Source organism: Streptomyces sp. NBC_00224 (assembly GCF_041435195.1).
Classification (GTDB): Bacteria; Actinomycetota; Actinomycetes; order Streptomycetales; family Streptomycetaceae; genus Streptomyces.
Genome location: NZ_CP108106.1, coordinates 3947510 through 3972715, shown reverse-complemented (window position 1 = coordinate 3972715; position 25206 = coordinate 3947510). Strand labels below are relative to the sequence as shown.

Sequence of the window (25206 nt, the reverse complement as noted above, 5' to 3'; positions counted from 1 at the left end):
AGGACATGCAGACCAAGCTGGACGAAGCCAAGGCCGAGCTGCTCGCACGGGCCGCCCGGGTAGCTGAGAACAGCCCGTTGGGGGGCCCCGGCGGTCTGGGGGGCGCCCCCCAGGACCGGGCAGCCACTACCGGGTCCACGGGGGAGGAAGGTCCTGGCCAGGACGTCGTCCTCGGGTACCTCCAGCGCTACTACCTGCACACCGCTCCCGAGGACCTGGCCGACCGCGACCCGGTCGACGTCTTCGGCGCCGCCCTGTCGCACTACAGGCTGGCCGAAAACCGCCCGCAGGGCACCGCGAGCGTCCGGGTGCACACCCCGACCGTCGAGGAGAACGGCTGGACGTGCAGCCACTCGGTCGTCGAGGTCGTCACCGACGACATGCCCTTCCTCGTGGACTCCGTCACCAACGAGCTCTCCCGCCAGAGCCGCGGCATCCACGTCGTGATCCACCCGCAGGTCGTGGTCCGCCGCGATGTGACCGGCAAGCTCATCGAGGTCCTGGACACCGCCGCCCAGACCGGCGGCCTGCCGCACGACGCGCTCACCGAGTCCTGGATCCACGTCGAGATCGACCGTGAGACGGACCGCGCCGACCTGAAGCAGATCACCGCCGATCTGCTGCGGGTGCTGTCCGACGTACGGGAAGCCGTCGAGGACTGGGAGAAGATGCGCGACGCCTCGCTGCGCATCGCCGACGAGCTCCCCAAGGAGCCCAAGGCCGGCGACCTGCGCGACGAGGAGGTGGACGAGGCCCGGGAGCTGCTGCGCTGGCTCTCCGACGACCACTTCACCTTCCTCGGCTACCGCGAGTACGAGCTGCGCGAGGACGACTCGCTGGCGGCCGTGCCCGGCACCGGCCTCGGCATCCTGCGCTCCGACCCGCAGCACGTGGGCGACGACAGGCACCCGGTCAGCCCGTCGTTCGAGCGGCTGCCCGCCGACGCGCGCGCCAAGGCACGTGAGCACAAGCTCCTGGTGCTCACCAAGGCCAACAGCCGGTCCACCGTGCACCGGCCCTCCTACCTCGACTACGTCGGGGTGAAGAAGTTCGACGACAACGGCAACGTGATCGGCGAGCGCCGCTTCCTCGGCCTGTTCTCCTCGGCCGCGTACACCGAGTCGGTCCGCCGCGTCCCGGTCGTGCGCCGCAAGGTCGACGAGGTGCTGCGCGGCGCCGGGTTCTCGCCCAACAGCCACGACGGCCGCGACCTGCTCCAGATCCTGGAGACCTACCCGCGCGACGAGCTGTTCCAGACCCCGGCCGACCAGCTGCGCTCCATCGTCACCTCGGTGCTCTACCTCCAGGAGCGGCGCCGGCTGCGCCTCTACCTGCGCCAGGACGAGTACGGGCGCTACTACTCGGCGCTGATCTACCTGCCCCGCGACCGCTACACCACGGGCGTGCGGCTGCGGCTCATCGACATCCTCAAGGAAGAGCTCGGCGGCACCAGCGTCGACTTCACCGCCTGGAACACCGAGTCGATCCTCTCCCGGCTCCACTTCGTGGTCCGCGTGCCGGCGGGCACCGTGCTGCCCGACCTCACCGACGCCGACACCGAGCGCATCGAGGCCCGGCTCGTGGAGGCCGCCCGCTCCTGGGCCGACGGCTTCTCGGACGCGCTGAACGCCGAGTGCGGCGAGGAGCGCGCCGCCGAGCTGCTGCGCCGCTACGGCCACGCCTTCCCCGAGGGCTACAAGGCCGACCACTCGCCGCGCGCCGCCGTGGCCGACCTGGTCCACCTGGAGCAGCTCACCCACGGCCGCAAGGACTTCGCGCTCTCGCTGTACGAGCCGGTCAACGCGGCGCCCGGTGAGCGCCGGTTCAAGATCTACCGCATCGGCGAGCAGGTCTCGCTCTCGGCCGTGCTGCCGGTCCTCCAGCGCCTGGGCGTCGAGGTCACCGACGAGCGCCCCTACGAGCTGCGCTGCGCGGACCGTACGCACGCGTGGATCTACGACTTCGGCCTGCGCCTGCCGAAGAAGCTCAACGGCAACGGCGACTACCTCGCGGACGACGCCCGCGAGCGCTTCCAGGAGGCCTTCGCCGCCACCTGGACCGGCGCCGCCGAGAACGACGGCTTCAACTCGCTGGTGCTGCGCGCCGGGCTCAACTGGCGCCAGGCGATGGTGCTGCGCGCCTACGCCAAGTACCTGCGCCAGGCCGGTTCGACCTTCAGCCAGGACTATATGGAGGACACCCTCCGCGACAACGTCCACACCACCCGGCTGCTGGTCTCGCTTTTCGAGGCGCGGATGTCGCCGGGCCGCCAGAGCGCGGGTACCGAGCTCATCGACGGTCTGCTCGAAGAGCTGGACGGGGCGCTCGACCAGGTCGCCTCGCTCGACGAGGACCGCATCCTGCGCTCCTTCCTCACCGTCATCAAGGCGACGCTGCGGACGAACTACTTCCAGAAGAACGCCGAGGGCAACCCCCACGCGTACGTCTCGATGAAGTTCGACCCGCAGGCCATCCCGGACCTGCCGGCGCCCCGCCCGGCGTTCGAGATCTGGGTGTACTCGCCGCGCGTCGAGGGCGTGCACCTGCGCTTCGGCAAGGTCGCGCGCGGTGGTCTGCGCTGGTCCGACCGCCGCGAGGACTTCCGTACGGAGATCCTCGGCCTGGTCAAGGCGCAGATGGTGAAGAACACCGTCATCGTGCCGGTCGGCGCCAAGGGCGGCTTCGTCGCCAAGCAGCTCCCGGACCCGTCCGTGGACCGCGACGCGTGGCTGGCCGAGGGCATCGCCTCGTACAAGACGTTCATCTCGGCGCTGCTCGACATCACCGACAACCTGGTGGCGGGCGAGGTCGTGCCGCCGGCCGACGTGGTGCGCCACGACGAGGACGACACCTACCTGGTGGTCGCCGCCGACAAGGGCACCGCGACCTTCTCGGACATCGCCAACAACGTGGCGATCAGCTACGACTTCTGGCTCGGCGACGCGTTCGCCTCCGGCGGCTCCGCCGGATACGACCACAAGGGCATGGGCATCACCGCGCGCGGTGCCTGGGAGTCCGTCAAGCGGCACTTCCGCGAGCTCGGCCACGACAGCCAGACCCAGGACTTCACGGTCGTGGGTGTCGGTGACATGTCCGGTGACGTGTTCGGCAACGGCATGCTGCTCTCCGAGCACATCCGCCTGGTGGCCGCCTTCGACCACCGCCACATCTTCATCGACCCGGCCCCGGACGCGGCCGTCTCGTACGCCGAGCGCCGCCGCCTGTTCGACCTGCCCCGCAGCTCCTGGGCGGACTACAACAAGGAGCTGCTGTCCGCGGGCGGCGGCATCCACCCGCGTACCGCCAAGTCGATCCCGGTCAACGCGCAGATGCGCGCGGCCCTCGGCATCGAGCCGGACGTCGCCAAGCTGACGCCCGCCGAGCTGATGCAGGCGATCCTCAAGGCGCCGGTGGACCTGCTGTGGAACGGCGGCATCGGTACGTATGTGAAGTCGTCCGCCGAGTCCAACGCGGACGTCGGAGACAAGGCCAACGACGCGATCCGCGTCAACGGCGAGGACCTGCGGGTCAAGGTCGTCGGCGAGGGCGGCAACCTGGGTCTGACCCAGCTGGGCCGGATCGAGTTCGACCGCAACGGCGGCAAGGTCAACACCGACGCGATCGACAACAGCGCGGGCGTGGACACCTCCGACCACGAGGTGAACATCAAGATCCTGCTCAACGGTCTGGTCACGGACGGCGACATGACCGTCAAGCAGCGCAACAAGATCCTCGCCCAGATGACCGACGAGGTCGGCCAGCTGGTGCTGCGCAACAACTACGCGCAGAACACGGCCCTGGCCAACGCGGTCGCGCAGTCGCCGTCGCTGCTCCACGCCCACCAGCGGTTCATGCGCCGCCTCGGGCGCGACGGCCATCTGGACCGGGGTCTTGAGTTCCTGCCGACCGACCGCCAGATCCGCGAGCTGCTCAACAACGGGCGCGGGCTCAGCCAGCCCGAGCTCGCCGTCCTGCTCGCGTACACCAAGATCACGGTGGCCGACGAGCTGGTCCACACGGACCTGCCGGACGACCCGTACCTGCAGAAGCTGCTCCACGCGTACTTCCCGAAGCAGCTGCGCGAGAAGTTCGCCGAGGCCATCGACGGGCACGCGCTGCGCCGCGAGATCGTCACCACGGTCCTGGTCAACGACACGGTCAACACCGGTGGTTCGACCTTCCTGCACCGACTGCGGGAGGAGACCGGCGCGTCCATGGAGGAGATCGTCCGGGCGCAGACCGCGGCCCGCGAGATCTTCGGCCTGAGCGCGGTGTGGGACGCGGTCGAGGCGCTCGACAACAAGGTCGACGCCGACGTCCAGACCCGCATCCGGCTGCACTCGCGCCGTCTGGTCGAGCGCGGCACGCGCTGGCTGCTCAACAACCGGCCGCAGCCGCTCCAGATCGCCGAGACCATCACCGACTTCGCCGAGGGCGTCGAGAAGGTCTGGGGCGAGCTGGCGAAGATGCTCAAGGGCGCGGACCTGGAGTGGTACCAGTCGATCCTGGACGAGCTCACCGCGGCCGGGGTGCCGGACGTGCTCGCGCGCCGGGTCGCCGGGTTCTCCTCCGCGTTCCCGTCGCTCGACATCGTGGCGATCTCGGGCCGCACCGGCAAGGACCCGCTGGCCGTCGCCGAGGTGTACTACGACCTCGCGGACCGGCTGCGGATCACCCAGCTGATGGACCGGATCATCGAGCTGCCGCGGGCCGACCGCTGGCAGTCCATGGCCCGCGCCTCCATCCGCGAGGACCTGTACGCGGCGCACGCGGGGCTCACCCAGGACGTGCTCTCGGTCGGCAACGGCACCTCGTCGCCCGAGCAGCGCTTCAAGGCCTGGGAGGAGAAGAACGCGGCGATCCTCGGCCGCGCCCGCACCACCCTGGAGGAGATCCAGGGCTCGGACGCGTTCGATCTCGCGAACCTGTCGGTCGCGATGCGGACCATGCGGACGCTGCTGCGTACGCACAGCTAGCCAAAGGCTGAGGGGCGGCCACCGGTTGTGACCGGTGGCCGCCCCTCAGGCGTACGCAACGCGTCGCGTTCCTAGCGCGTCGCCTTCCAGAGCGTGACCGTGCCCTCGAACGCCGGGATGTTGTTGTCCGTGGACGGGGTCACCTTGGTGATCTTCCACATGGCCAGATTGCCCTTGGTGGTGAGCGAGCACATGGTGTCGCCCGCCTGGATCAGATGGTCGTCGTTGAGTGCCTGGGCCGAGGCAGAGTTGGGCAGCGGGTTCTGCAGCGCGCCCTCGCGGCACAGCTCCGGCGTGGTGCCGTTCGCCTTGCCCAGCGCCTGCTTGAAGTCCAGCCGGTCGTCACGCGCCTCGAACTCGGTGTTGTCGTAGGCGAGTTTGCCGGTCGGGTCCACCGCCGGGATGTCGAAGTCGATCTGCGTGGTGGAGAGCGACTCCGGCGTACGCAGGGTGATCGGCTTGTCCTGGAAGACCACCGTGTACGTGACGTTGGCGGGCGGCGCCGAACTGTCGTCGCTCGCCCCGTCCGAGGGCGTGGAGTCCGCCGCCGGGGACTGCTTCGGCGGGTTCTTGGCGGCGGGTGACTGCGTCGTGCCGCCCTTGGCCTGGTCGTCGCCGTCGTCCTTCTTGCCCTGGGTGATCCAGACCGCCGCGGCCGCGCCCGCACCGACCGCCACGACCAGGGCGGCCGCCATGAGGACGGTACGGATCCGGCGCTTCGGCTTCTTCTGCGGCGCACTCGGCGCCGGGGCGGGGGCGGGCGCCTGGGCGTGGGCCTGGGCGTGGGGGTGGGCGTGGGGGTGGACGGCGGGCTGCGGTGCCGTGCCGTAGCCCGCGCCGTACCCCGTGTCGTATGGAGCGCCGTACGCCGTGCCGTACCCGGGAACCGGGCCCGGCTGGGGACCCGTCTGCGGGGCGGGCGGTGCCTGGGCGGCCGGGGGCGTCGTCGGCGGGGCCTGCGGGGCCTGCGGGGCCGTGTGCGGCGGGGCCGGGGGCATCGCCGGGGCCGCGGTGGGCGGCAGCGGGGGCTGGGCCGGGGCGGGCTTCGGCGGCGTCGCGGCCGTCTGTTCACTGCGGACGATCTCCGCCGCCACCGCCGCCGGCAGCCAGCCGGTGAAGTCCCGCAGGGTGCGCCCCGACGCCTGCTCGCAGAGCGGGGCGAGGTCGGCCGGGGTGATGCGCCGCGCCGGGTCGGCGGTCAGCGTGCACTCCAACAGCGGGCGCAGCTCCGCCGGGTAGCCGCTCAGGTCCGGCGGGCGGTGCGCGGAGTTGGCGATCTGCGCGGCCACGGTGATGGCGCCGCCGTCGCCGTACGGGTGGCGGCCGGTGGCCGCGACGGCGGCGATCAGACCGAGCGAGAACACATCGCTGGCGGGCGTGAGCTGCTCGCCCAGCGCGTGCTCGGGCGACATGTACTGCGGCGTGCCGATCATGCCGCCGCTCGCGGTGAGCTGAGTGGCGTCGGCCGCGCGCGCGATGCCGAAGTCGATCACGTACGGGCCGCCGGAGCCGAGCAGCACGTTGCTGGGCTTCAGATCGCGGTGGATCACCCCGGCGGCGTGCACGGCGGTCAGGGCCTGGGCCGCGCAGCCGATGAGCTGGAAGACGGCGGGCAGCGGCAGCGGGCCGAACGAGGTCAGCGCGTCGTGCAGCGAGAGGCCCGGCACGTACTGCGTGGCGAGCCAGGGCTGGGCGCCGCTGGTGTCGTGGTCCACCACGGGCACGATGTGGTAGCCCTGCACCCGGCGGGCGGCCTGCACCTCCTGCTCGAAGCGGCGACGGAAGTCGGCGTCCTGGCCGTACTCCCGGCGGATCACCTTGAGCGCGACCGGCTGTCCGCCACGGGTGTGCGAGAGGTAGACCGTGCCCATACCGCCCTCGCCGATACGGGCGAGGAGCTGGTAGCCGGCGGTCTCGCGCGGGTCCTCGGGCCCGAGTGGACTGAGTGTGTCGCCGGATCTGCTGATGGTTCCTCCCCCGATCATGGCACCCGACGTGCCGTCAACTACTGCGGGCGCAGAGCCTACGCGGGCAGCAGCCGCCGGTACTACTCAGCTTCGGAACGCCTGGTCCCGCGCACCCGCCGGATGAACTCGGCCGCGTCGGGGTCGCTCACCGTCAGCGGCGCCGTCGGGGGCATCGCCGGGACCGTGGGGGCGTCCGGCAGCGCCATCCGCAGCCGAACCGCCGCCTCCTTCGCGGCGATCGCGGCCAGCTGCGGCGCGGGCAGCCAGTCCGCGAAGTCGAGCGGGCCGCGGCCGGACAGCCGGCGGCACAGCGCGGCCAACTCGGCGGCGGCGGGCCGTTCTTCGGGCCGGGCGGCCAGACAGAGCCGGAGCACCTCGCGCAGTGGTTCGGGGTACTGCGTGAGGTCGGGCGGCTCGCGGTCGGTGCCCGCGATGCGCGTGGCGACCGCCAGGGCGTTGCCCCGCCCGTACGGATGCTGCCCGGTTGCGGCGAGACCGGCGAGCAGCCCGAGCGCGAAGACGTCGGCGGCCGGGGTGAGTTCACGTCCGAGGGCGTGCTCGGGCGACATGTACTTCGGGGTGCCCACCAGCCTTCCGGTGGTGGTGAGCCGGACCGCCCCGGCGGCCTTGGCTATGCCGAAGTCGAGCAGCCAGGGGCCGTCGGCGGCGAGCAGTAGATTGCCGGGTTTCACATCGCGGTGGATCACCCCGGCGTGGTGCACGGAGTCCAGCGCGCGGGCCGCGCAGGCGAGCAGGTGCAGCACGGCCCCGGGCGGCAGCGGGCCGTGCGCCTCCAGGGCGTCGTCCAGCGGGACGCCCGGGATGTAGCGGGTGGCGAGCCAGGGGCGGGGGCCCTGCGCCGAGTGGTCCAGGACGGGGGCGACATGGGCCCCGTACACCCGCTGGGCGGCCTCGACCTCGCGCGCGAAGCGGCGGCGGAACTCCTCGTTCTCCGCGTACTCCCTGCGGATCAGTTTGAGTGCCACCGGCTGGCTGCCGCGGGTGCGGGAGAGGTAGACCGTGCCCATGCCGCCCTCGCCGATGCGGGCTTCCAGGACATAGCCGGAGATCTGGCGCGGGTCGTCCGCGCGCAGCGGCGGAAAACGCGTGTCGGACACCTCGATCCCCCTTCCCCCAGGGCCTCTTGCGGCGCTGCCGAGGCCCTCCTGCCGATGAGGAACGAGACTATCGCGGCCCACTGACAACGGGCCGCGCGGCCGTCGCCGTCCACAGGCGCCGGCAGGAGAGCAGCGCGGCGCCGAGCAGCAGTCCGTTGCGCAGCACCATCAGCGAGGTGCCGACCGCGGTCCCGGCCATGACCTGGTCGTACAGGGTAGGGAAGGCGAGGGCGCTGAGGGCCGCGGCGGGCAGCGTCAGGAGTGCGACGGGCCGCTGGCTGGTCTGCCGGGAGGTCAGGCACACGGCGGCGAGGCCGAGCAGCCAGATCAGGTACTGCGGGCTGATCACCCGGCTGGTCACGGTGAACAGCAGGACCGCGCAGAGCGCCGCGTCGGCCGGGGTGGCCGCCGTCCACCGGCGCGCCCTGACCCGCCACAGCAGCAGCCAGCAGAGCGCGGCCGCGGTCAGGGTGAGCGCGAGGGCGGCCACGCTCGACACGTACGGGCCGGTGTACTCCATCGCCCCGTACCGGTAGACGACCCGGCCGGGCCAGTGCGCGAGCAGGTGCGCGAGCTGGAGGCCGGTGCCGCCGAGGGACTCGATCTGCACGCCCCGGTTCCCCTGCTGGCGCAGGAAGTCGAGGGTGTGGCCGAAGCCGAGGGCGAGGACGGCGAGCAGGGCGGCGGCCGCGCCGAGCGCCGCCGTCCACGACGCGCGCGTGGTGCGGCCGCGCGGGGTGCCGATCAGGGTCAGGGCGGGCCAGACCTTGACGAGGGCGCCGAGGCCCGCGAGCGCCCCGCCGAGCCGCGGTCTGCGCCGTACGCAGAGCAGGGCGGCCACGGCCGGGGCGGTGACCAGGACGTCGTAGCGGCCGTACGGGAGGTGGAGCAGCAGCGGCAGGCCGCCCACCCACAGCCAGGCCCCCGCCGCGCTGCCGCCCGCCCGGGCCCCGGCCCGTACAAGGGCGCAGGCGATCAGCGCGTCGGCGGCCAGGGTGAGCGCGACGAACGCCTGGAAGAAGGTCAGGAAGGGCAGCAGTGAGGGGGCGAGGATCACCGCGCCCGCGCCCGGCGGGTACTGCCAGGTGGGGTCGCCGTACGGGAAGTGACCGGCGGTCAGCTGCTCGTACCACTGGCGGTACAGGACGTACACCTCGCCGGTCACTCCGCCGACGCCGATCGAGTCGTCGACGAGGAGGAACAGCATCAACGCGCGCGTGGCGAGCCAGGTGGCGGCGACGGCGGCGTACCGGGTGCGGCGGCCGGCGGCGCCCGGGTCGGGGGCGGCGGACGGGGCGGGGATGCGCAGCTGCTGGGTCGTCATCGACCAGAAGTTTAGACCGGTTTGGGATATTTATTCGTACTAGTTGTAGGAGGTTGACCCTATTTCTTCTTGGTGTACTCCTCGTACGCGGCGACGACTTCCTCGGCCGGGCCGTCCATCCGCAGGACCCCCGACTCCAGCCAGATGGCCCGGTCGCAGGTCTGCTTGATGGTGCCGTTGCTGTGGCTGACCAGGAAGACCGTGCCCGCCTCGGCGCGCAGCTCCTCGATCCGCTCCTGGCTGCGCCGCTGGAAGCGGGCGTCGCCGGTGGAGAGCGCCTCGTCGATCAGCAGCACGTCGTGGGACTTGGCGGCGGCGATGGAGAACCGCAGCCGGGCGCCCATGCCGGAGGAGTACGTACGCATCGGGAGCGAGATGAAGTCGCCCTTCTCGTTGATCCCGGAGAACTCGACGATGTCGTCGTAGCGGTCCCGGACCTCCTCGCGGGACATGCCCATGGCGAGTCCGCCGAGGGTGACGTTGCGCTCGCCGCTGAGGTCGTTCATCAGTGCCGCGTTGACGCCGAGCAGGGAGGGCTGGCCCTGGGTGAAGATCCTGCCCTCGGCGGTCGGGAGCAGCCCGGCGACGGCCTTGAGGAGGGTCGACTTGCCCGAGCCGTTGGAGCCGATCAGGCCGATCGCCTCACCCTTGCGGGCGACGAAGCTGACGCCCTTGACGGCGTGCACCTCGCGGATGCCCGGGGTGGCCCTGCGGGAGGCGATCCGGCTGAGCGCGGAGGTCGCGCTGCCCCTGCCCTTGGTGGAGCCGCCGTTGACCTTGTAGACGACGTGGACGTCTTCGGCGATCACGGTGGGAGCGCCGAGCGCGGTGGAGGCGCCGATCACGGCGGGAGTGCTGTCAGCCACGGCCGTACTTCTCCTCTGCCTTCCAGAAGTAGATGAACCCGGCGACCAGGGCGAGGAGCGCCCAGCCGCCCGCGACGGCCCACACGTGCGGCGGGAGCTGCTTCGCCTTGAAGCTGTGGATCAGCGCGAAGCGCATCAGGTCGATGTAGACGGCGGCCGGGTTGTACTGGAGGACCTTCACCAGGCCGTGCGGCAGCGAGCTGCGGGTCATCAGCTGCGGCAGGCTCCACATGACGCCCGAGACGTACATCCAGGTGCGCAGGACGAACGGCATCAGCTGCGAGACGTCCGGGGTCTTGCTGGCGACCCGGGCCATCGCGAGCGACAGACCGGTGTTGAACATGGCCTGGAGGATCAGCGCCGGGACGGCGATCAGCCAGGACATCGCCGGGTAGACGCCGACGGCGACCAGGATCATCGCGAGCGCGGCGATGGAGAAGAGCAGCTGCTGGAGCTGCTGGAGCGCGAGCGCGATGGGCAGCGACGCGCGCGGGAAGTGCAGGGCGCGCACCAGGCCCATGTTGCCGGTGATCGCGCGTGTGCCCGACATGATCGAGTTGGCGGTGAAGGTCCAGATGAAGACGCCGGTGACCAGGAACGGGATGTAGTCCGGGACGCCCTGCTTGGTGCCCATCAGGATGCCGAAGATGAAGTAGTAGACCGTCGCGTTGAGCAGCGGGGTCATCAGCTGCCAGATCTGGCCCAGCTTCGCCTCGCTGTACTGCGCGGTGAGCTTGGCGGTGGCGAACGCCGAGATGAAGTGGCGGCGCTCCCAGAGCTGGTGGACGTACTCCTTCAGGGTCGGCCGGGCTCCGCTGACCGTCAGGCCGTACTTGGCGGCCAGTTCGGCGGCGCCCAGGCCCTGGTCGGGGTCGACGGGCCGGGTGTCCTGCGCGGGGACCGGCGGGGCCGGCGGTGCTGCGGTCTGGCTCACAACGATCGCTTTCGACGTGGCTTCGCGGACGGGTGCTCTTCGCGGGGACGCGGTGTCTCAAGGCCGGGGTGTGGCCGGGCGGTGAACCCGAGGTTACGACGGGACGGGTCCGTATCGTCGTAACGGTGAGAGTAGGACGGGATGACGTCGCAACGCAACCGTCTCGTCGTATCGCTATGCTCAAGACATGACCAACTCGGACGCCCCGGCCCCCGCCGCACCCCAGCGCCGCACCCCGGCCGGTGCCGCCGTGCTGCGCTCCGACGTGACCGAGGCCATCCGCAAGGCCGTGTTCGAGGAGCTGGCGTCGGTCGGGTTCGCCCGGATGTCGATCGAGGGCATCGCACGCCGCGCCGGAGTGGGCAAGACGGCCGTCTACCGCCGCTGGAAGTCCAAGCTGAGCCTGGTCCTCGACCTGGTGTCCGCCTTCGCCGCGCAGGGCCTGCCGGTGCCCCACACGGGCTCGCTGTACGGGGACATCCGGGCGCTGCTCGCGGTGGCGTCGCTCGCCCTGCGCCACCCGGTCGCCTCCCAGGTGATCCCGGACCTGCTCGTCGAGTCCGTCCGCCACCCGGAGATCGCCGACGCCATCAAGAAGGCGCTGCTCGACGGCCAGAAGGGCGTCGCGGCGGTCGTCGTGCGCGAGGCCGTGGAGCGCGGCGAACTCCCCGAGGGCGCCGACCCGGACCGGGCCCTCGACCTGATCGTCGGCCCGCTGTACTGGCGGCTCGTGGTGGTCCGGGGCGACCTGCCGAAGGGGTACCTGGACGATCTGGCCACGTCGGCCGTGGCGGCACTGAAGGCGACGGGCTGAGACGGCGACGGGGCCGGGCGTTCACTACGTACTACGTACGTGAGGCGTGCGAGCCGTCGTACTACGTACGTGAGGCGTGCGCGTCGTCGCGCCCGAGGCCCCGCCCCTCACCCCCTCCCGTACTCGACCCTCGCCAGCACCTCGCCGCTGTGCGGGCTGAACGCGACCACCACGGCCTCCTCGGGGAGGCGTTCCTCGGGTGTGAGCAGCAGCCAGTGGACGCCGTAGCGGCGTGCGATGGCCGCGCGCGCGTGGCGGGGCGTCGACGGGGACAGATACCGCTTCACCGCCGCCTTGCGGCGCAGCCGTTCGGGCTCCGCCAGCGCCGGGTCGGGCCAGACCGGGGCGACCAGGAAGGGCCCGTACCCGGGCAGTGAACGGACTACGTAGTAGTCGTCCGCGAGGACCGTCTCGCCGGGCGGGATGTGCTGGGCGGCCCAGCCGTACGTGTCCCAGTGCGGCGGGCGCTCGACGCCCCGCACCCCCAGGCTCGGCGTCACCGCCCCGGCCTGGGCCGAGACGAACCCCAGGCACGCCCCGGCCGCCGCGAGCGGGGCCAGCGCGCGGCGGGCCGTGGACCAGGGGAGCGGCCGGGCCAGCTCGACGGCGAGCGCGACCTGCGCGGGGACCGGGGCGACCGCGAGCAGCCGGCCGTACGTGTAGTGGCCGCTGACCCAGCCGTACAGGACGACCAGCCAGAACAGCAGCGTCATCAGCGCCAGCGGATCGCGCCGGTCGCGGCGCAGGCGCAGCAGCAGGGCGGGCGCGCCGAGCAGGGCCGCCAGCCAGTAACGGCCGGTCAGATCTTCATATAGGGCCCTGTGCATGGAATCGATGCCGGTGTCACCGACGAGTGTGAAGATGTCGCAGTACGGCCAGGTCACCGTCACCGCCAGCGCGCCCGCCCCCGCCAGCGCACAGCGGGCGGCCGTCGCGCGGCTCCACGCCCCCTCGCGTGCGAGGGCGAGCCCGGCCGTGCCGAGCACCGCGGCGATCGCGATGATCGGGTGGACGAGGACGACCACGCCGGTCAGTACGCCGAGCGCGGCGTACTCCAGCGGGGCCGCGCGCCACCGAGGGGTGCTGGAAGAACGTTCCGTCATACGGCCTGTCAGGGCCCAGATGTGAAAGGTGAGTCCGATGGCGAACGTGCTCGGGTAGGACAGGTTGCCGGTCATCGACAGCAGGCCGAGGAACCCGCTCCACCACGTCACGGCGGTGCCCCACAGCACCGCCGAGAAGGCCAGCGCGAACACCGGCGCCCACGCGCGCGTGGAGAACAGCCGGGTGAAGCGGCCGAGTCCGGTGATCAGCACCAGCAGGTTGACCGGCCCGAAGAGCCGCACCACCACCCGGCCGGGCAGCTCGGTGAGGTGCGCGAACAGGCCCTGGACCACCGAGTACGGCGAGTAGTACGGGCTGCCCGCGCCCGGCAGGTCGGCCATCGGGTGGGCGGGGTTGAGCAGATCGGCCTTCAGCCGCTCCACCACGGCGGCGTGCGTGCCGAGGTCGCAGCACATCGGCACCCGCCAGGCCGCCGCCGATATCACCAGCCAGAACACCCCGCCCAGCACGAAGTACGGCGTGACGCGCCAGGCGGGACCCGGGGGCGGCGCGTCGGCGGGGCGGACGGCCGCGCGCCGGGGCGCCGGAAGCCGGGCGGGGCCGGTGGGAGGAAAGGTACGCACAGGTCATCGGTTCCGTGGGGGTCCGCATCTGTCCCGGCATCCCGCCTCGATCACCCGATCAGCAGCCCGTCGTCAGCCGGTCGACGACCCGGGCCGCCGCCCGCCCGTCGTCCAGGTCGCAGAACGCGGTGCGGAAGGCCGCGTACGCGTCCGCGTGGGCCGCGGCGACCGTCTCCGGCTCCCGCAGCGCCTCCGCCACGGCGCCGGTGTCCGTGAGCAGCGGGCCGGGGGCCAGCGCCTCGAAGTCGGCGTAGAAGCCGCGCGCGGTGTCGCGGTAGTGGGCGAGGTCGTACGTGTGGAAGAGCATCGGGCGGCCGGTGTGGACGAAGCCGCAGATCAGCCCGGAGTAGTCGGTGACCAGGACGTCGGCGGCCAGCAGCAGCCCGGATGTCGTGGGGTGCGCCGAGACGTCACGGCCGCCGGGCGCGACTCCCGCTACGCGCGCGTGGCGCCGCACCAGTACGAGGTGGTCCTCCCCGAGCTTGCGCTCCAGCTCGACGAGGTCGAGCCCGGCCGGGTCGAAGCGGTGGGTGGCGGGGTGGCCGGGGTCGAGGGGGAGGTGGGTGCGGTAGGTGGGCGCGTAGAGCACCACGCGCGCGTCGGGGCCCGCGCCGAGGGCGGCGCGCACCCGGGCGCGGACGCGGTCCCGGCCGGGCGCGAGGAGCGGGTCGTTGGCCGGGTTGCCCGCCTCCAGGACCTCGCCGTCGTACGAGAGGGCCCGGCGCAGCACCGGCGTGGCCCACCGGCTGGGCGACACGAGCAGCGACCACTGGCGGGCCAGGCGCGGCAGTGCCTCGATACGGCGGTGGTCGGCGTGCGGGGTGCCGGTCAGATCGGTGCCGATCCGGCCGAGCGGGGTGCCGTGCCAGGTCTGCACGACGGTCTGCCCCGGCCGCCGCTCGAACCACTCGGGCAGGTGGTCGTCGGTGACGATGTGCCGGGCGGTCGCCAGCGCCTCGTACCAGCCACGGCTGTACTGCTCGACGGGCGCGGCGCCGGGCGGGGCCGCGCGCAGCCGGTCGCCGGTGACCCACAGCGGGGTCAATCCGCTGTCCCGGCCGCCCAGTTCGGCCAGCACCGCGCGCGGGGAGTCGCCGCCCGCGAACAGGACGGTGTCGCTCAACGGGCCGTGGCGGCGCCGGTCCGGGTAGTACGCCGTCCGCAGCCCGCGCTGCCGGTACGCCCCGCGCTCGGCCTCGGCGAGGGGCGACCCGGCGACGAGCTCCAGCCGGTCGCCGTGGCGGCGGGCCGCGGTGAACCCGCGTCCGGCGAGGCTGTGTTGGCGGGGGAGCGCGGCACCGGCCGATGTCAGCAGGCGTACCGGAAAGTCACCCAGAAGTGTGGACCAGCGGCCCTCCACCAGGGAGGCCGTCGTTTCCGGAGGCACGGTCGCCCGGAAGCGCACGCCGTCCCGGGCGACCGGCACGGCGACCTCTTCGCGCAGAACGGTGTGGCGCAGCACCAGGCGGGCGGCGGCGTCCCGGACATCGTCCGCGCCCCACGTCCCCGCCACGGTCAGAGTGCCGTCGGCGGCCCAGGCGACCGTGTCGGCGAGCGGCCGCCGGGTGAGCTCGACCGCCAGGTTCCCGGCCGCGTCCGCGCGCAGGCACAGACGGCCGAGGGCGCGCCCGGGAGCCAGGTCCAGCACGGCCGGGACCGTGCCCAGGCTCCCGTCGGGATACCGGAAACGGGCCTCCCAGCGGTCCGCGTCCGGGGGTTCCACGCCCCGGGGCGCGATGTGGGGCGCGGGCGGTACGCCGGTGAGCCCGGCGAGGGGCACCCTCACGGCGAACCCGGCACGGTCCCGCCGCTCCCGCACAGGGAAGCTGAACTCCGTGCCGGAGGGCGGGTGGTGCAGGGAGAGATGGGTGGGGTGGGGGGCGGGGCCGTGGAGCCGGCCCAGGAGCTCGATGGTGGCTGGGGCTGGGGCTGGGGCTGGGGCTGGGGCCGTGCCGGTGCCGGTGCTCTCGTCCGTGCCCGTGCCCGCACGCCCGTCCGTGCCGGTGCTGGTGCACGTGCCTGCGTCCACGCCCTCGCCCTCGCCCACCCCCGCGTCCGCGAGCCGGGATGCCTCGGCCCCGTGAGTTCCGGGCAGGGGTGCCTCGACCGCCCGGTGGGCCTCCACCCGCGCCCCGTACCGCCGTACCGACAGCACCAACCGGCCCTCCCGGTACGCGGCCACCAGCCGTCTCCCGTCGGCCACTTCGTACACCCGGGGCTGGTCCTCGGAGCGGCCCAGGGGGCGGATGGCGGCCCGTCGGATCGTGCCGCCGCCGGCCCCGGTTCCGGCGAGCACCACGCCCACCGTCCACTCGCCTTCACCGAGGCGGGCCGGGTCGAGTGTGGTCTCGAAGCCCGAGCGGTCGTAGTCGTGGAGCTCTTGGGCGGCGTTGTCAGTGGCGAGTGGCAGGCTGATGGTGCGGGTCGGGAAGCGGCGCAGCCGGCGGGTGCCGTGCTCCTGGGCCAGCGCGAGCACCAGCCTGCCCGGACCGGCGTTGCGTACGTACGCGAAGCCGGTCAGGCGCAGGGTTCCGTCCGGCTGCCGCTCCACCGCCGACAGCCGGGCCACCACCGGCAGTTCACCGCGCCGCACCCGGGCGGCGCGGCCCGTCAGCGCTCCGACGCCCGGGTACGAGACGCGGCCGCCCCGCACCGTGTACGTACCCACCCCGTTGGCCTGCTCGAAGGCCAGCACCTCGACCAGCTCCGCGAGCCGGTCCTCCCGCACCAGCTGCCACTTGACCCGCAGGTCGGGCGGCAGCCCCCGGGTGACGTCCGTGCCCGCGCGCTCCAGGAACGCCCGGGCGCCGGTCATGAAGGCCGCCCGGTAGGCGGGCCCGCCCATCGGCAGGCCCTCCAGGAAGTAGACGAAGTCGTCCCGCAGACAGGAGGTGTCGTAGTGCCGCCGCTGATCCGGCCTGGCCCCGGCCAGGAACCCGCTGACGTCCTCGCACGCGGCGATCCGGTCCCGTACGCCCCGGACGTCGGTGCGCAGACGGGTGATCGAGCCTTCGCGCACCCGCCAGTAGTAGACGTGGTCGCGGAGGACGTCCACGGCGTCGGCGAGATGGTGCGCCGGAATCACCACCGGGGTGTCCTCGTACAGCCGGCCCACCGGAAAGGTGAATCCGTGGCGGTCCCAGAACGAGCGGCGGAAGACCTTGTTCCAGGCGACGCGGTCGGTGCTCAGTCGAGGGTCGCGGGTGATGTGGGTGCCGATCCGGTCGGCGGTGAGCCAGCGGTACTGCCAGGCCTGGCGCCGCCCGCCCGGGTCCAGGCGCCATACGTTGCCGGAGGCGAAGTCGGAGCCGGAGGCGTCGAGGGAGGCGGTGAGCCGGGCGTAGGCGTGGGGTGCCAGGACGTCGTCGCTGTCGGCGAAGGCGAGGTACTCGGTGCCGGGGGCGGTGTGCGCGACGCCCGTGTTGCGGGCGGCGCTGAGCCCGGCGTTGGGCTGCCGTACGTAACGGAAGCGGGCGTCCCGGCGGGTGAACTCCCTTGCGATGCGGGGGCTGTCGTCGGTCGAGCCGTCATCCACGAGGACCACGTCGAGGGCGGTCATGGTCTGCGCGGCCAGAGAGGTGAGGCACTCCTCCAGGTAGGGGGCGACGTTGTGGACGGGGACGACCACGCTCAGCCTCGGCGCGGGCGGTGGTGGTGCCTGGGGCTTTGGCACCTGCGGTACCGGCGCTTCCGGGGGAACGGGCTGCGGTGGGTTCACGCCCGGTCAACCCGGGTGTCCTGTACTGGTTACCGATCGTGCCCCGATCGGGTGACGGTGCGCGCCGGGGGTGGTGGCCGGTGGTTACGCTCGGCTGCCATGCCGGAGGCGGACGCGGAGGCGTGGGTGCGGAGCGGGGGCGGGGTGCGTACTTGCCCGGGGGCGGGGTGCCGCTGTGCCCACCCGTGCCGCCCCAGCGGCACAACTGCCCACAGCGGGAGCGGGAGTGGCGGCGGCAGCAGCCGGGGTGGTGGCGGCAGCGGTGGCAGCGGGAGCGGTGGCAGCGGCGGGAGCGGGCGTCGGGGCGTGGCCCGGGAGTTGGCCGCGCGCGCCAAAAAACACATCCGCGCCCGCATCCTCCGTCTTCTCTACCGTGTCGATCTCCACCGGCCCCTCGACCCGGACCTCGTCGTCCACGGGGCGTACTGGAATCGGGGTGTTGCCTGTAATCCCGCCGCCATTCACGCCAAGGCGCTGGAGATCGTGCCTCGGCTGCGGCATGTGTGGGTGGTGGGCAGTCGGCACGTCGGGCGGGTGCCGGACGGGGTGGAGCACGTCGTCGCGGGGTCGCGGGCGTACTGGCGGGTCATGGCGACGGCCACGTACCTCGTCAACAACTCCAGTTTTCCCGGTGGGTTCAGCAAGCGGGACGGGCAGGTCTATCTCCAGACCCATCACGGGACCCCGCTCAAGTCCATGGGGCTCGACCAGCGCCGCTATCCGGCCTCCGCCCGTGGCATGGACTTCGAGAAGATCCTCGCGCACGTCGGCCAGTGGGACTTCAGCCTCGCCGCGAACCCCCACGCGGCCGAGGTCTGGGAACGGGTCTACCCGGCCGCGTACGAGCAGCTGCATCTCGGCCAGCCGCGCAACGACCGGTATTTCACCGCCACTTCGGACGAGGTGGCCGCCATTCGCGCCTCTCTCGGCATCGCACCCGGGAGCCGCGTGCTCCTCTACGCCCCGACCCACCGGGACGAAGGGGCCGGCCACTTTTCGCCCCCGCTCGATCTGGAGAGATTCGTGCGGGAGACCGGTGACGAGTACGTCCTGCTGGTGCGGGCGCACTACTTCCACGGGACCTCGGCGGGGCTCGCCGATACTCATCCCCGGGTCGTGGACGTCACCGGGCACCCCCGTGTCGAGGACCTCTGCCTCGCCTCGGATGCGCTGATCACCGACTATTCGTCGCTGCTCTTCGACTATGCCTGCCTCGACCGTCCGATCGTCGTGCACGCACCGGACTGGCAGGCCTACCGGGCCACCCGGGGTACGTACTTCGACCTCCTCTCAGGGCGCCCCGGCGACACCCCTGGTGCCCTCTCCACCAGTGACGACGAGCTGATCGGGCTGTTCCGGGACGGTGGCTGGGACTCGGAGGCGAGTGCCGGGCTGCGCGGGGCGTTCCGGGCGCGCTTCTGCCCGTACGACGACGGGCACGCGGCGGAACGGGTCGTGCGCCGCCTCTTCCTCGACGAGCGGCCACCCCGAAACGGACCCGGACCCGAAACGGACCGGACCCGGACCCGGACCCGGACCCGGACCCGGACCTGAGCCCGGGCCCGGGCCCGGCCCCGTCACCCGGATGGACGGGCTGAGGTGACTGCCCCCGCGTTCGGGGGTTGAGCACGCGTGGGGCGGGTTCCGCCCCCGTCCGCCGGCAGGAAGGTGCTTCCGTATGACGCCCCGCCTCAGCGTCGTCGTCCCCGTCCACAACGTCGAGGAGCATCTGGGCGCGTGTCTGGAGTCGTTGGCCCGGCAGAGCCTCCAGGACCTCGACGTGGTGCTCGTGGACGACGGCTCGACGGACGGCAGTGCCGACGTCGCCCGCGAATTCGCCGCGCGGGACGACCGGTTCAGGGTGGTCGGCAGGGAGAACGGCGGCCTCGGCGCGGCCCGCAACACGGGCGTCGCGCACACCGCCCCCGGCATCGAGTACCTCGCCTTCGTCGACAGCGACGACGTACTGCCGTCGCGCGCTTTCGAGTTGCTGACCGGCGCGCTCGACAAGTCCGGCTCCGACTTCGCCTCCGGCAACGTCCTGCGGCTGACCGGCGGCGGCCGGCTCAAGCAGCATCCGCTCTTCACCAAGCCGATGCGCTCCACCCGCCCCGCCACTCATGTCACCAGGGACTGGTCGCTGCTCCTGGACCGGATCGCCTGCAACAAGGTGTTCCGCCGCGCGTTCTGGGACGCGCACTCCTTCGCCTTCCCCGAAGGGGTGCTGTACGAGGACATCCCGGTCGTGCTGCCCGCCCACTTCGCCGCCCGCTCCGTCGACGTCATCGAGGACGCCGTCTACTACTGGCGCTTCAGGGACAGTTCGATCACCAACAGGCGCGCGGTCGTGCGCGGGGTGGTGGACCGTACGGCGGCGGTGCTCGGCGTCAGCCGGGGGCTCGCGGGGACGCCCGAGCACAGGAAACGTTACGACGAGTCGGTTCTGTGCGAGGACCTCTGGTACTTCATGCAGGCCCTGCCCGAGGGCGACGCGGCCTACCGGGAGGCGTTCCTGGAGCACACGGGGGAGTTCACCGCTCAGGTGGACCCCGAGGTGTTCGCCGGGCTGCCGCTGCACCACCGGGTGAAGTGGCACCTGGCCCGCGCGCGGCGCCTGGAAGAGCTGCTCGGCCTGCTGGAGTTCGAGCGCCGCAGCCCCCGTACGCACCGGGTGCGCGGGCTGCGCTGCCGCACCGCCGAGTATCCGATGCTCACCGCGCCCCTCCCGCGCGCCGTCCGCGCCCTCGCCCCCGGCGACCTGCCGCTGGAGGCCCGGCTCACCGGCGCCGAGTGGCGCGACGGCACGCTGCGGCTCACCGGGTACGGCTACATCCGCAACCTCCCGGCCCGGGCTCGGCGGCACGCGCTGAAGGCCGCCTGGCTGCGTACGCCCGACCGGCGCGCCCTGCCGCTGCGGCTGAAGAGGATCAACGACCCCGCGATCACCACTCGTTCGGGGCAGGAGCTGCACGGCTACGACTGGGCGGGCTTCGAGATCACCGTCGACCCGGCCCGGCTGCTCACCGAGTCCGCCACCACCACCTGGAAACTCGTGCTCGGGGTGCTCGGCCACAGCGGGGGCCTCGGCGGCGTGCTCGGCCACGGCGTGGCGCGCCGGGGCGGCGTCGGGGACGGGGGCGCGCAGCTGGACGTGCACTACCTCGACGAGCACACCAGGATCGTCCCGGTCTTCGCGGGCGGCCGCCTCCAGCTGAACGCCGAGCGCGTCCAGACCTGGCTGACCGGCCACGACAGCCACGCCGGCGTGCTCACGCTCACCGGCGAGACCCGCACCCGCGCGAGCGCGCTGCGGCTCGGCCACTGGCACTCGGACGCGGCGATCCAGGTCCCCCTCGCGCGCGACGGCGAGCGGTTCACCGCCGAGGTGCCGCTGGACGAGCTCGCCGCCGTACGCGGCCGGGGCCCGGTCAGGGCGCCGCACGGCGAGTCCCGGCCCGGTGACGCGTACAGCGTCCAGCTGGTCGGACCGGACGGCAAACGGCTCCCCGTCGCCGCGCCCCCCGGTCTGCCGCTCGGCCGCCACACCGTCCCAGGGGGCCGCGAGCTGGCCTTCACCGTGAGCGCCTGGGGCAATGCCGTCCTCACCGACCAGCTGCCCCACGCGTACACCGAGAGCGTGACCTGGACCGACAACTCGCTTGTTCTTCAGGGTCTTTACGGAGGCGGCGGCCCGGCCGTCCCGCTCCAGTTGCGCCGTGCCGGGGCCGAGGAGGAAGAGGTGGAGCTGCCGGTCCGGTGCGCGGACGGCCGGTTCCGGGCCGAGTCGGCGTACGAGGCGCTGACGCTGATCGGGGAGGGGGAGTGGCAGCTGTCCCTGGGCGAGGCCCCGGTGCGGGTCCCGGCCGCCGCCCATCCCGCACTCCCTGCCGCGCGCACGATCGCCGGACGGGAGGTCGGCGTGCGCCGCCACGGCCACGACCACCTGGTCCTCACGGTCTCCAAGTCGGCACCCTCCAAGTCGGCACCCTCCAAGTCGGCACCCTCCAAGGATGGTGACCCGTGCGGGAGTTGAGCATCGAAGGGGCCTGGGTCGTCGAGCCGCAGGTGTTCCTGGACGGCCGGGGCAGCTTCCACGAGTGGTTCAAGGGCGACCGGTTCGCCACCGCCACCGGCCACGGCCTCGGACTCGCACAGGCCAACTGCTCGGTGTCGGCGCGCGGCACCCTGCGCGGCGTCCACTTCGCGGACGTGCCGCCCGGGCAGGCGAAGTACGTCAAGTGTGTGCGCGGGTCGGTCCTGGACGTGGTGGTGGACCTGCGGACCGGCTCGCCCACTTTCAAGCGCTGGGAGCAGGTCCTGCTCGACGACCGCGACCACCGGGCCGTCCACATCGCCGAGGGCCTCGGGCACGCGTTCATGGCGCTCACCGAGGGCGCGACGGTCGTCTACCTCTGCTCCGAGGGGTACGCGCCCGCCCGAGAGCACGGCGTCCACCCGCTCGACCCGGACCTGGCCATCGAGTGGCCGACGCACCTCACCCCGCTGCTCTCCCCGAAGGACGCGGCGGCGCCCGGGGTCGCGGAGGCCGGGGAACGGGGGTTGCTGCCGTCGTACGAGGCGTGTGCGGCCTGGTACGCGCGGCAGCGGACGCTGGTTCCGGCTCAGCCGTGACGTTACGCCCCGCTGGGTGCGCGGTCGTTCGGCCGCGGGCCGCCGTCGGCTGATCGTGCAGTGCCCCGCGCCCCTTCGGGGCGCTCGGCCGCCACGAGCGCGGGCAGCGCCTCGGCGAGGGCTGCCCGCCACTCCCTCATCGGCTCCAGGCCCGCCTCGCGCCAGCGCTCGTGCCCGAGGACGCTGTACGCGGGGCGCGGCGCGGGCCGGACATAGGCCGCGCTCGTCGTGGGCCGCACCCGCGCCGGGTCCGCGCCCAGCAGCCGGAACGTCTCCTGAGCCAGCTCGTACCAGGTGCCGTGTCCCGCGCTGGTGCCGTGCCAGTACCCGGCGGGCGCGGCCCCGGCGAGCGCCGCCTCGCCGAGCCGGACGAGGCGGTCGGCCAGGTCGGCGGTCCAGGTGGGCTGGCCGCGCTGGTCGTCCACGACGTCCAGGTGCTCGCGCGCCGACTCCAGGCGGATCATGGTCCGTACGAAGTTGGCGCCGCCCGCCCCGTACAGCCAGGCGGTCCGCACCACATGGCCGGTCCGCGGCAGCAGCGCGCGCACGACCCGCTCGCCCGCCAGCTTGGTCCGGCCGTACGCGGTGCGGGGGCCGGGCGGGGCGCTCTCCGGGTACGGGGCGGTGGCGTCGCCCGCGAAGACGTAGTCGGTGGAGACGTGCAGCAGCACCGACCCGGCGCGGGCGCAGGCGCGCGCCAGCTGGGACGCGCCCTCGCAGTTGATCCGCAGCGCCTCGTCCTCGCGGGTCTCGGCGTCGTCGACGGCCGTCCAGGCGGCGCAGTTGACGACGACGTCCGGGCGGGCGCCGGCCACCGTCGCCGCCACCGCCTCCGCGTCCGTCAGATCGAGCGCCGAGCGGTCGAGCCCGTGTGCGTCGCGCCCCGCGAGCCGGGCCACCACATCCCGGCCGAGCATCCCGCCCGCCCCGGTGACCAGCCAACTCCCGCTCACAGGGCGGCCTTGCGGCGCAGCGGCTCCCACCAGTCCCGGTGTTCGCGGTACCAGTCGACGGTCTCCGCGAGGCCCTCGGCGAAGTCCTTGCGGGGCGTGTGGCCGAGTTCGGCGCGGATCTTGGCGCAGTCGACCGAGTAGCGCCGGTCGTGGCCCTTGCGGTCCTCGACGTACACCACCTTGTCCCAGTCCGCGCCGCACGCCGTGAGCAGCAGCCCGGTCAGCTCCTTGTTGGTGAGCTCGGTGCCGCCGCCGATGTTGTAGATCTCGCCGGGACGCCCGCCGGTGCGGACCAGCTCGATCGCCCGCACGTGGTCGTCGATGTGCAGCCAGTCGCGGACGTTGAGCCCGTCCCCGTACAGCGGCACCGTGCCGCCGTCCAGGAGCCGGGTGATGAACAGCGGGATCAGCTTCTCGGGGAACTGGTGGTGCCCGTAGTTGTTGGAGCAGCGCGTCACCCGCACGTCCAGGCCGTGGGTGTGGTGGTAGGAGAGCGCCACCAGGTCGGCGGAGGCCTTGGAGGCCGCGTACGGGGAGCTGGGCCGCAGCGGGTGCTCCTCCGGCCAGGAGCCCGAGTCGATCGACCCGTACACCTCGTCCGTGGAGATGTGGACGAACGGGCCGAGCCGGTGGCGCAGCGCCGAGTCGAGCAGGGTCTGGGTGCCGAGCACATTGGTCGTGACGAACTCGGCGGCGCCCAGGATCGAGCGGTCGACGTGCGACTCGGCGGCCAAGTGCACCACCTGGTCGTTCTCGCCCATCAGCTTGTCGACGAGCCGGGTGTCGCAGATGTCGCCCTGGACGAAGGCGAATCCGGGGTGGGCGCGCACCTCGTCGAGGCTGGCCGGGCAGCCCGCGTAGGTGAGCTTGTCGAGGACGGTCACCGCGACGTCGCCGGGGCCCGTGGGCCCGAGGAGCGTACGGACGTAGTGCGAGCCGATGAACCCGGCGCCGCCGGTGACGAGGATGCGGTGGGTCATGCGGAGATCTGCACCTTGCTGTGGTCACCGAGGACGAGCCGGTGGGCGGCCGGGGTGGGCGGGGCGGGGGTGATCTCGACGTCACGGCCGATCAGTGACGCCTCGATCCGGCCGACGCCGTGCAGCGACGAGCCGCTCAGCACGATCGAGTACTCGATCTCGCTGTCGGTCACCCGGCAGTTCTCCGCGATCGAGGTGGACGGGCCGATGTAGGAGTTCTCCACGACCGTGCGCGGTCCGATGATCGCCGGGCCCACGATCCGCGAGCCGCGCACGGTGGCGCCCCGGCCGATCCGCACCCGCCCGATGATCTCCGTGGCGTCGTCGACCGAGCCCTCGTGGGCCGGGGTGAGCAGCTCCAGGACCGAGCGGTTGACCTCCAGCATGTCCTCGACGTTGCCGGTGTCCTTCCAGTAGCCGGAGATCACCGTCGAACTGACCTTCAGCCGCCGGTCGATCAGCCACTGGAGGGCGTGCGTGATCTCCAGCTCGCCGCGCGCCGAGGGGGTGATGGCGCGGACGGCCTCGTGCACGGCCGGGGTGAAGAGGTAGACGCCGACCAGGGCCAGATCGCTCTTGGGGTGCGACGGCTTCTCCTCCAGGCGCGCGACCCGCCCGTCCGTGTCCAGCTCCGCGACGCCGAAGGAGCGCGGGTCGGGCACCTTGGTCAGCAGGATCTGGGCGTCCGGGCGGGCGGCCCGGAACTCGTCGACCAGATCGGTGATCCCGCCGACGACGAAGTTGTCGCCCAGATACATCACGAAGTCGTCCTCGCCGAGGAACTCGCGGGCGATCAGCACCGCGTGGGCCAGGCCCAGCGGCGTGTGCTGCGGGATGTAGGTGACGGTGAGGCCGAACCGCGAGCCGTCGCCGACGGCCGCCCGGATCTCTTCTGCCGTGTCCCCGACGATGATGCCGACGTCCGTGATCCCGGCGGCCGCGATCGACTCCAGCCCGTAGAACAGCACCGGTTTGTTGGCCACCGGCACCAGCTGTTTCGCCGAGGTGTGGGTGATCGGCCGCAGCCGGGTGCCGGCGCCGCCGGAGAGGACGAGTGCTTTCACTGGGGACCACCGGAGTCTGGGAGGCGAGGGACAGGTAGTGAACGAGAGCTGAAGCCGGGGATTACGCCTGGTGGTGAACCATACGGGTGATTTCCGGGCGGGTGCTTTTGCCCAGGATCCGCAGGCGAACAACGGCCCCGGGGTGAAAGTGCGTTGATCGCTCCGGTGAATT

15 protein-coding genes are annotated in these 25206 nt (G+C 72.6%); 5 read left to right on the top strand and 10 right to left on the bottom strand.

Features of this window, described 5'->3' with window-relative positions; translation table 11 throughout:
- Positions 1 to 5: 5 nt before the first annotated feature.
- Entirely contained in the window at positions 6 to 4976 is a 4971-nt protein-coding gene (locus tag OG965_RS17630; protein ID WP_371653039.1) for an NAD-glutamate dehydrogenase, read from the top strand.
- A 71-nt stretch (positions 4977 to 5047) separates the two neighbouring features.
- On the opposite strand, the gene OG965_RS17625 is transcribed toward OG965_RS17630, so the two are convergent.
- The 5 genes from OG965_RS17625 to OG965_RS17605 form a co-directional block, all read right to left on the bottom strand.
- Positions 5048 to 6961 carry a serine/threonine-protein kinase gene (locus tag OG965_RS17625; RefSeq protein ID WP_371653038.1) on the bottom strand — a complete coding sequence of 638 codons (1914 nt, stop codon included), beginning with the start codon at positions 6959 to 6961 and terminating at the stop codon, positions 5048 to 5050.
- A 62-nt stretch (positions 6962 to 7023) separates the two neighbouring features.
- Positions 7024 to 8061: a serine/threonine-protein kinase gene (locus OG965_RS17620; RefSeq protein ID WP_371653036.1), complete on the bottom strand. Its 1038-nt coding sequence runs from the start codon at positions 8059 to 8061 to the stop codon at positions 7024 to 7026.
- 67 nt (positions 8062 to 8128) lie between these two features.
- Positions 8129 to 9385, bottom strand: coding sequence for a glycosyltransferase 87 family protein (locus OG965_RS17615; protein ID WP_371653035.1), 1257 nt, complete (start codon positions 9383 to 9385; stop codon positions 8129 to 8131).
- A 59-nt stretch (positions 9386 to 9444) separates the two neighbouring features.
- Positions 9445 to 10251, bottom strand: a complete 807-nt coding sequence (locus OG965_RS17610; RefSeq protein WP_371653033.1) for an ABC transporter ATP-binding protein — start codon at positions 10249 to 10251, stop codon at positions 9445 to 9447.
- Positions 10244 to 11185, bottom strand: coding sequence for an ABC transporter permease (locus tag OG965_RS17605; protein ID WP_371653032.1), 942 nt, complete (start codon positions 11183 to 11185; stop codon positions 10244 to 10246). The genes OG965_RS17610 and OG965_RS17605 overlap by 8 nt, the downstream gene beginning before the upstream one ends.
- Before the next feature lie 187 nt (positions 11186 to 11372).
- Between OG965_RS17605 and OG965_RS17600 the strand changes: the two genes are divergently transcribed.
- The gene (locus OG965_RS17600) at positions 11373 to 11999 is read left to right on the top strand and encodes a TetR/AcrR family transcriptional regulator (protein ID WP_371653030.1); all 627 of its coding nucleotides are present in this window, start codon (positions 11373 to 11375) and stop codon (positions 11997 to 11999) included.
- Positions 12000 to 12106: 107 nt separating this feature from the next.
- On the opposite strand, the gene OG965_RS17595 is transcribed toward OG965_RS17600, so the two are convergent.
- Together OG965_RS17595 and OG965_RS17590 are read right to left on the bottom strand one after the other, a co-directional pair.
- The gene (locus OG965_RS17595) at positions 12107 to 13687 is read right to left on the bottom strand and encodes a hypothetical protein (protein WP_371653028.1); all 1581 of its coding nucleotides are present in this window, start codon (positions 13685 to 13687) and stop codon (positions 12107 to 12109) included.
- Positions 13688 to 13745: 58 nt separating this feature from the next.
- Positions 13746 to 17360 carry a CDP-glycerol glycerophosphotransferase family protein gene (locus tag OG965_RS17590; protein WP_371653026.1) on the bottom strand — a complete coding sequence of 1205 codons (3615 nt, stop codon included), beginning with the start codon at positions 17358 to 17360 and terminating at the stop codon, positions 13746 to 13748.
- Between the two features lie 351 nt (positions 17361 to 17711).
- On the opposite strand from OG965_RS17590, the gene OG965_RS17585 reads away from it, so the two are divergent.
- From OG965_RS17585 to OG965_RS17575, 3 genes are all read left to right on the top strand, one after another.
- Positions 17712 to 18959 (top strand): CDP-glycerol glycerophosphotransferase family protein, encoded by a 1248-nt coding sequence (locus OG965_RS17585; protein ID WP_371653025.1) that lies wholly within the window; start codon positions 17712 to 17714, stop codon positions 18957 to 18959.
- Positions 18960 to 19083: 124 nt separating this feature from the next.
- The gene (locus OG965_RS17580) at positions 19084 to 21438 is read left to right on the top strand and encodes a glycosyltransferase family 2 protein (RefSeq protein ID WP_371653023.1); all 2355 of its coding nucleotides are present in this window, start codon (positions 19084 to 19086) and stop codon (positions 21436 to 21438) included.
- Positions 21426 to 22037 carry a dTDP-4-dehydrorhamnose 3,5-epimerase family protein gene (locus OG965_RS17575; RefSeq protein WP_371653022.1) on the top strand — a complete coding sequence of 204 codons (612 nt, stop codon included), beginning with the start codon at positions 21426 to 21428 and terminating at the stop codon, positions 22035 to 22037. The genes OG965_RS17580 and OG965_RS17575 overlap by 13 nt, the downstream gene beginning before the upstream one ends.
- Before the next feature lie 2 nt (positions 22038 to 22039).
- Here the strand turns inward: OG965_RS17575 and rfbD are convergent, their stop codons facing one another.
- The 3 genes from rfbD to OG965_RS17560 are packed head-to-tail and all read right to left on the bottom strand — an operon-like array spanning position 22040 to position 25034.
- A complete protein-coding gene (rfbD, locus tag OG965_RS17570; RefSeq protein WP_371653020.1) occupies positions 22040 to 22990 on the bottom strand; it encodes a dTDP-4-dehydrorhamnose reductase in 951 nt (316 codons plus the stop codon).
- Complete coding sequence (gene rfbB / locus OG965_RS17565; protein ID WP_371653019.1) at positions 22987 to 23970, bottom strand: dTDP-glucose 4,6-dehydratase; 984 nt, start codon at positions 23968 to 23970, stop codon at positions 22987 to 22989. The genes rfbD and rfbB overlap by 4 nt, the downstream gene beginning before the upstream one ends.
- On the bottom strand, positions 23967 to 25034 hold the full coding sequence (locus OG965_RS17560) for a glucose-1-phosphate thymidylyltransferase (RefSeq protein WP_371653018.1): 1068 nt from the start codon (positions 25032 to 25034) through the stop codon (positions 23967 to 23969). The genes rfbB and OG965_RS17560 overlap by 4 nt, the downstream gene beginning before the upstream one ends.
- Between the last annotated feature and the right edge of the window lie 172 nt (positions 25035 to 25206).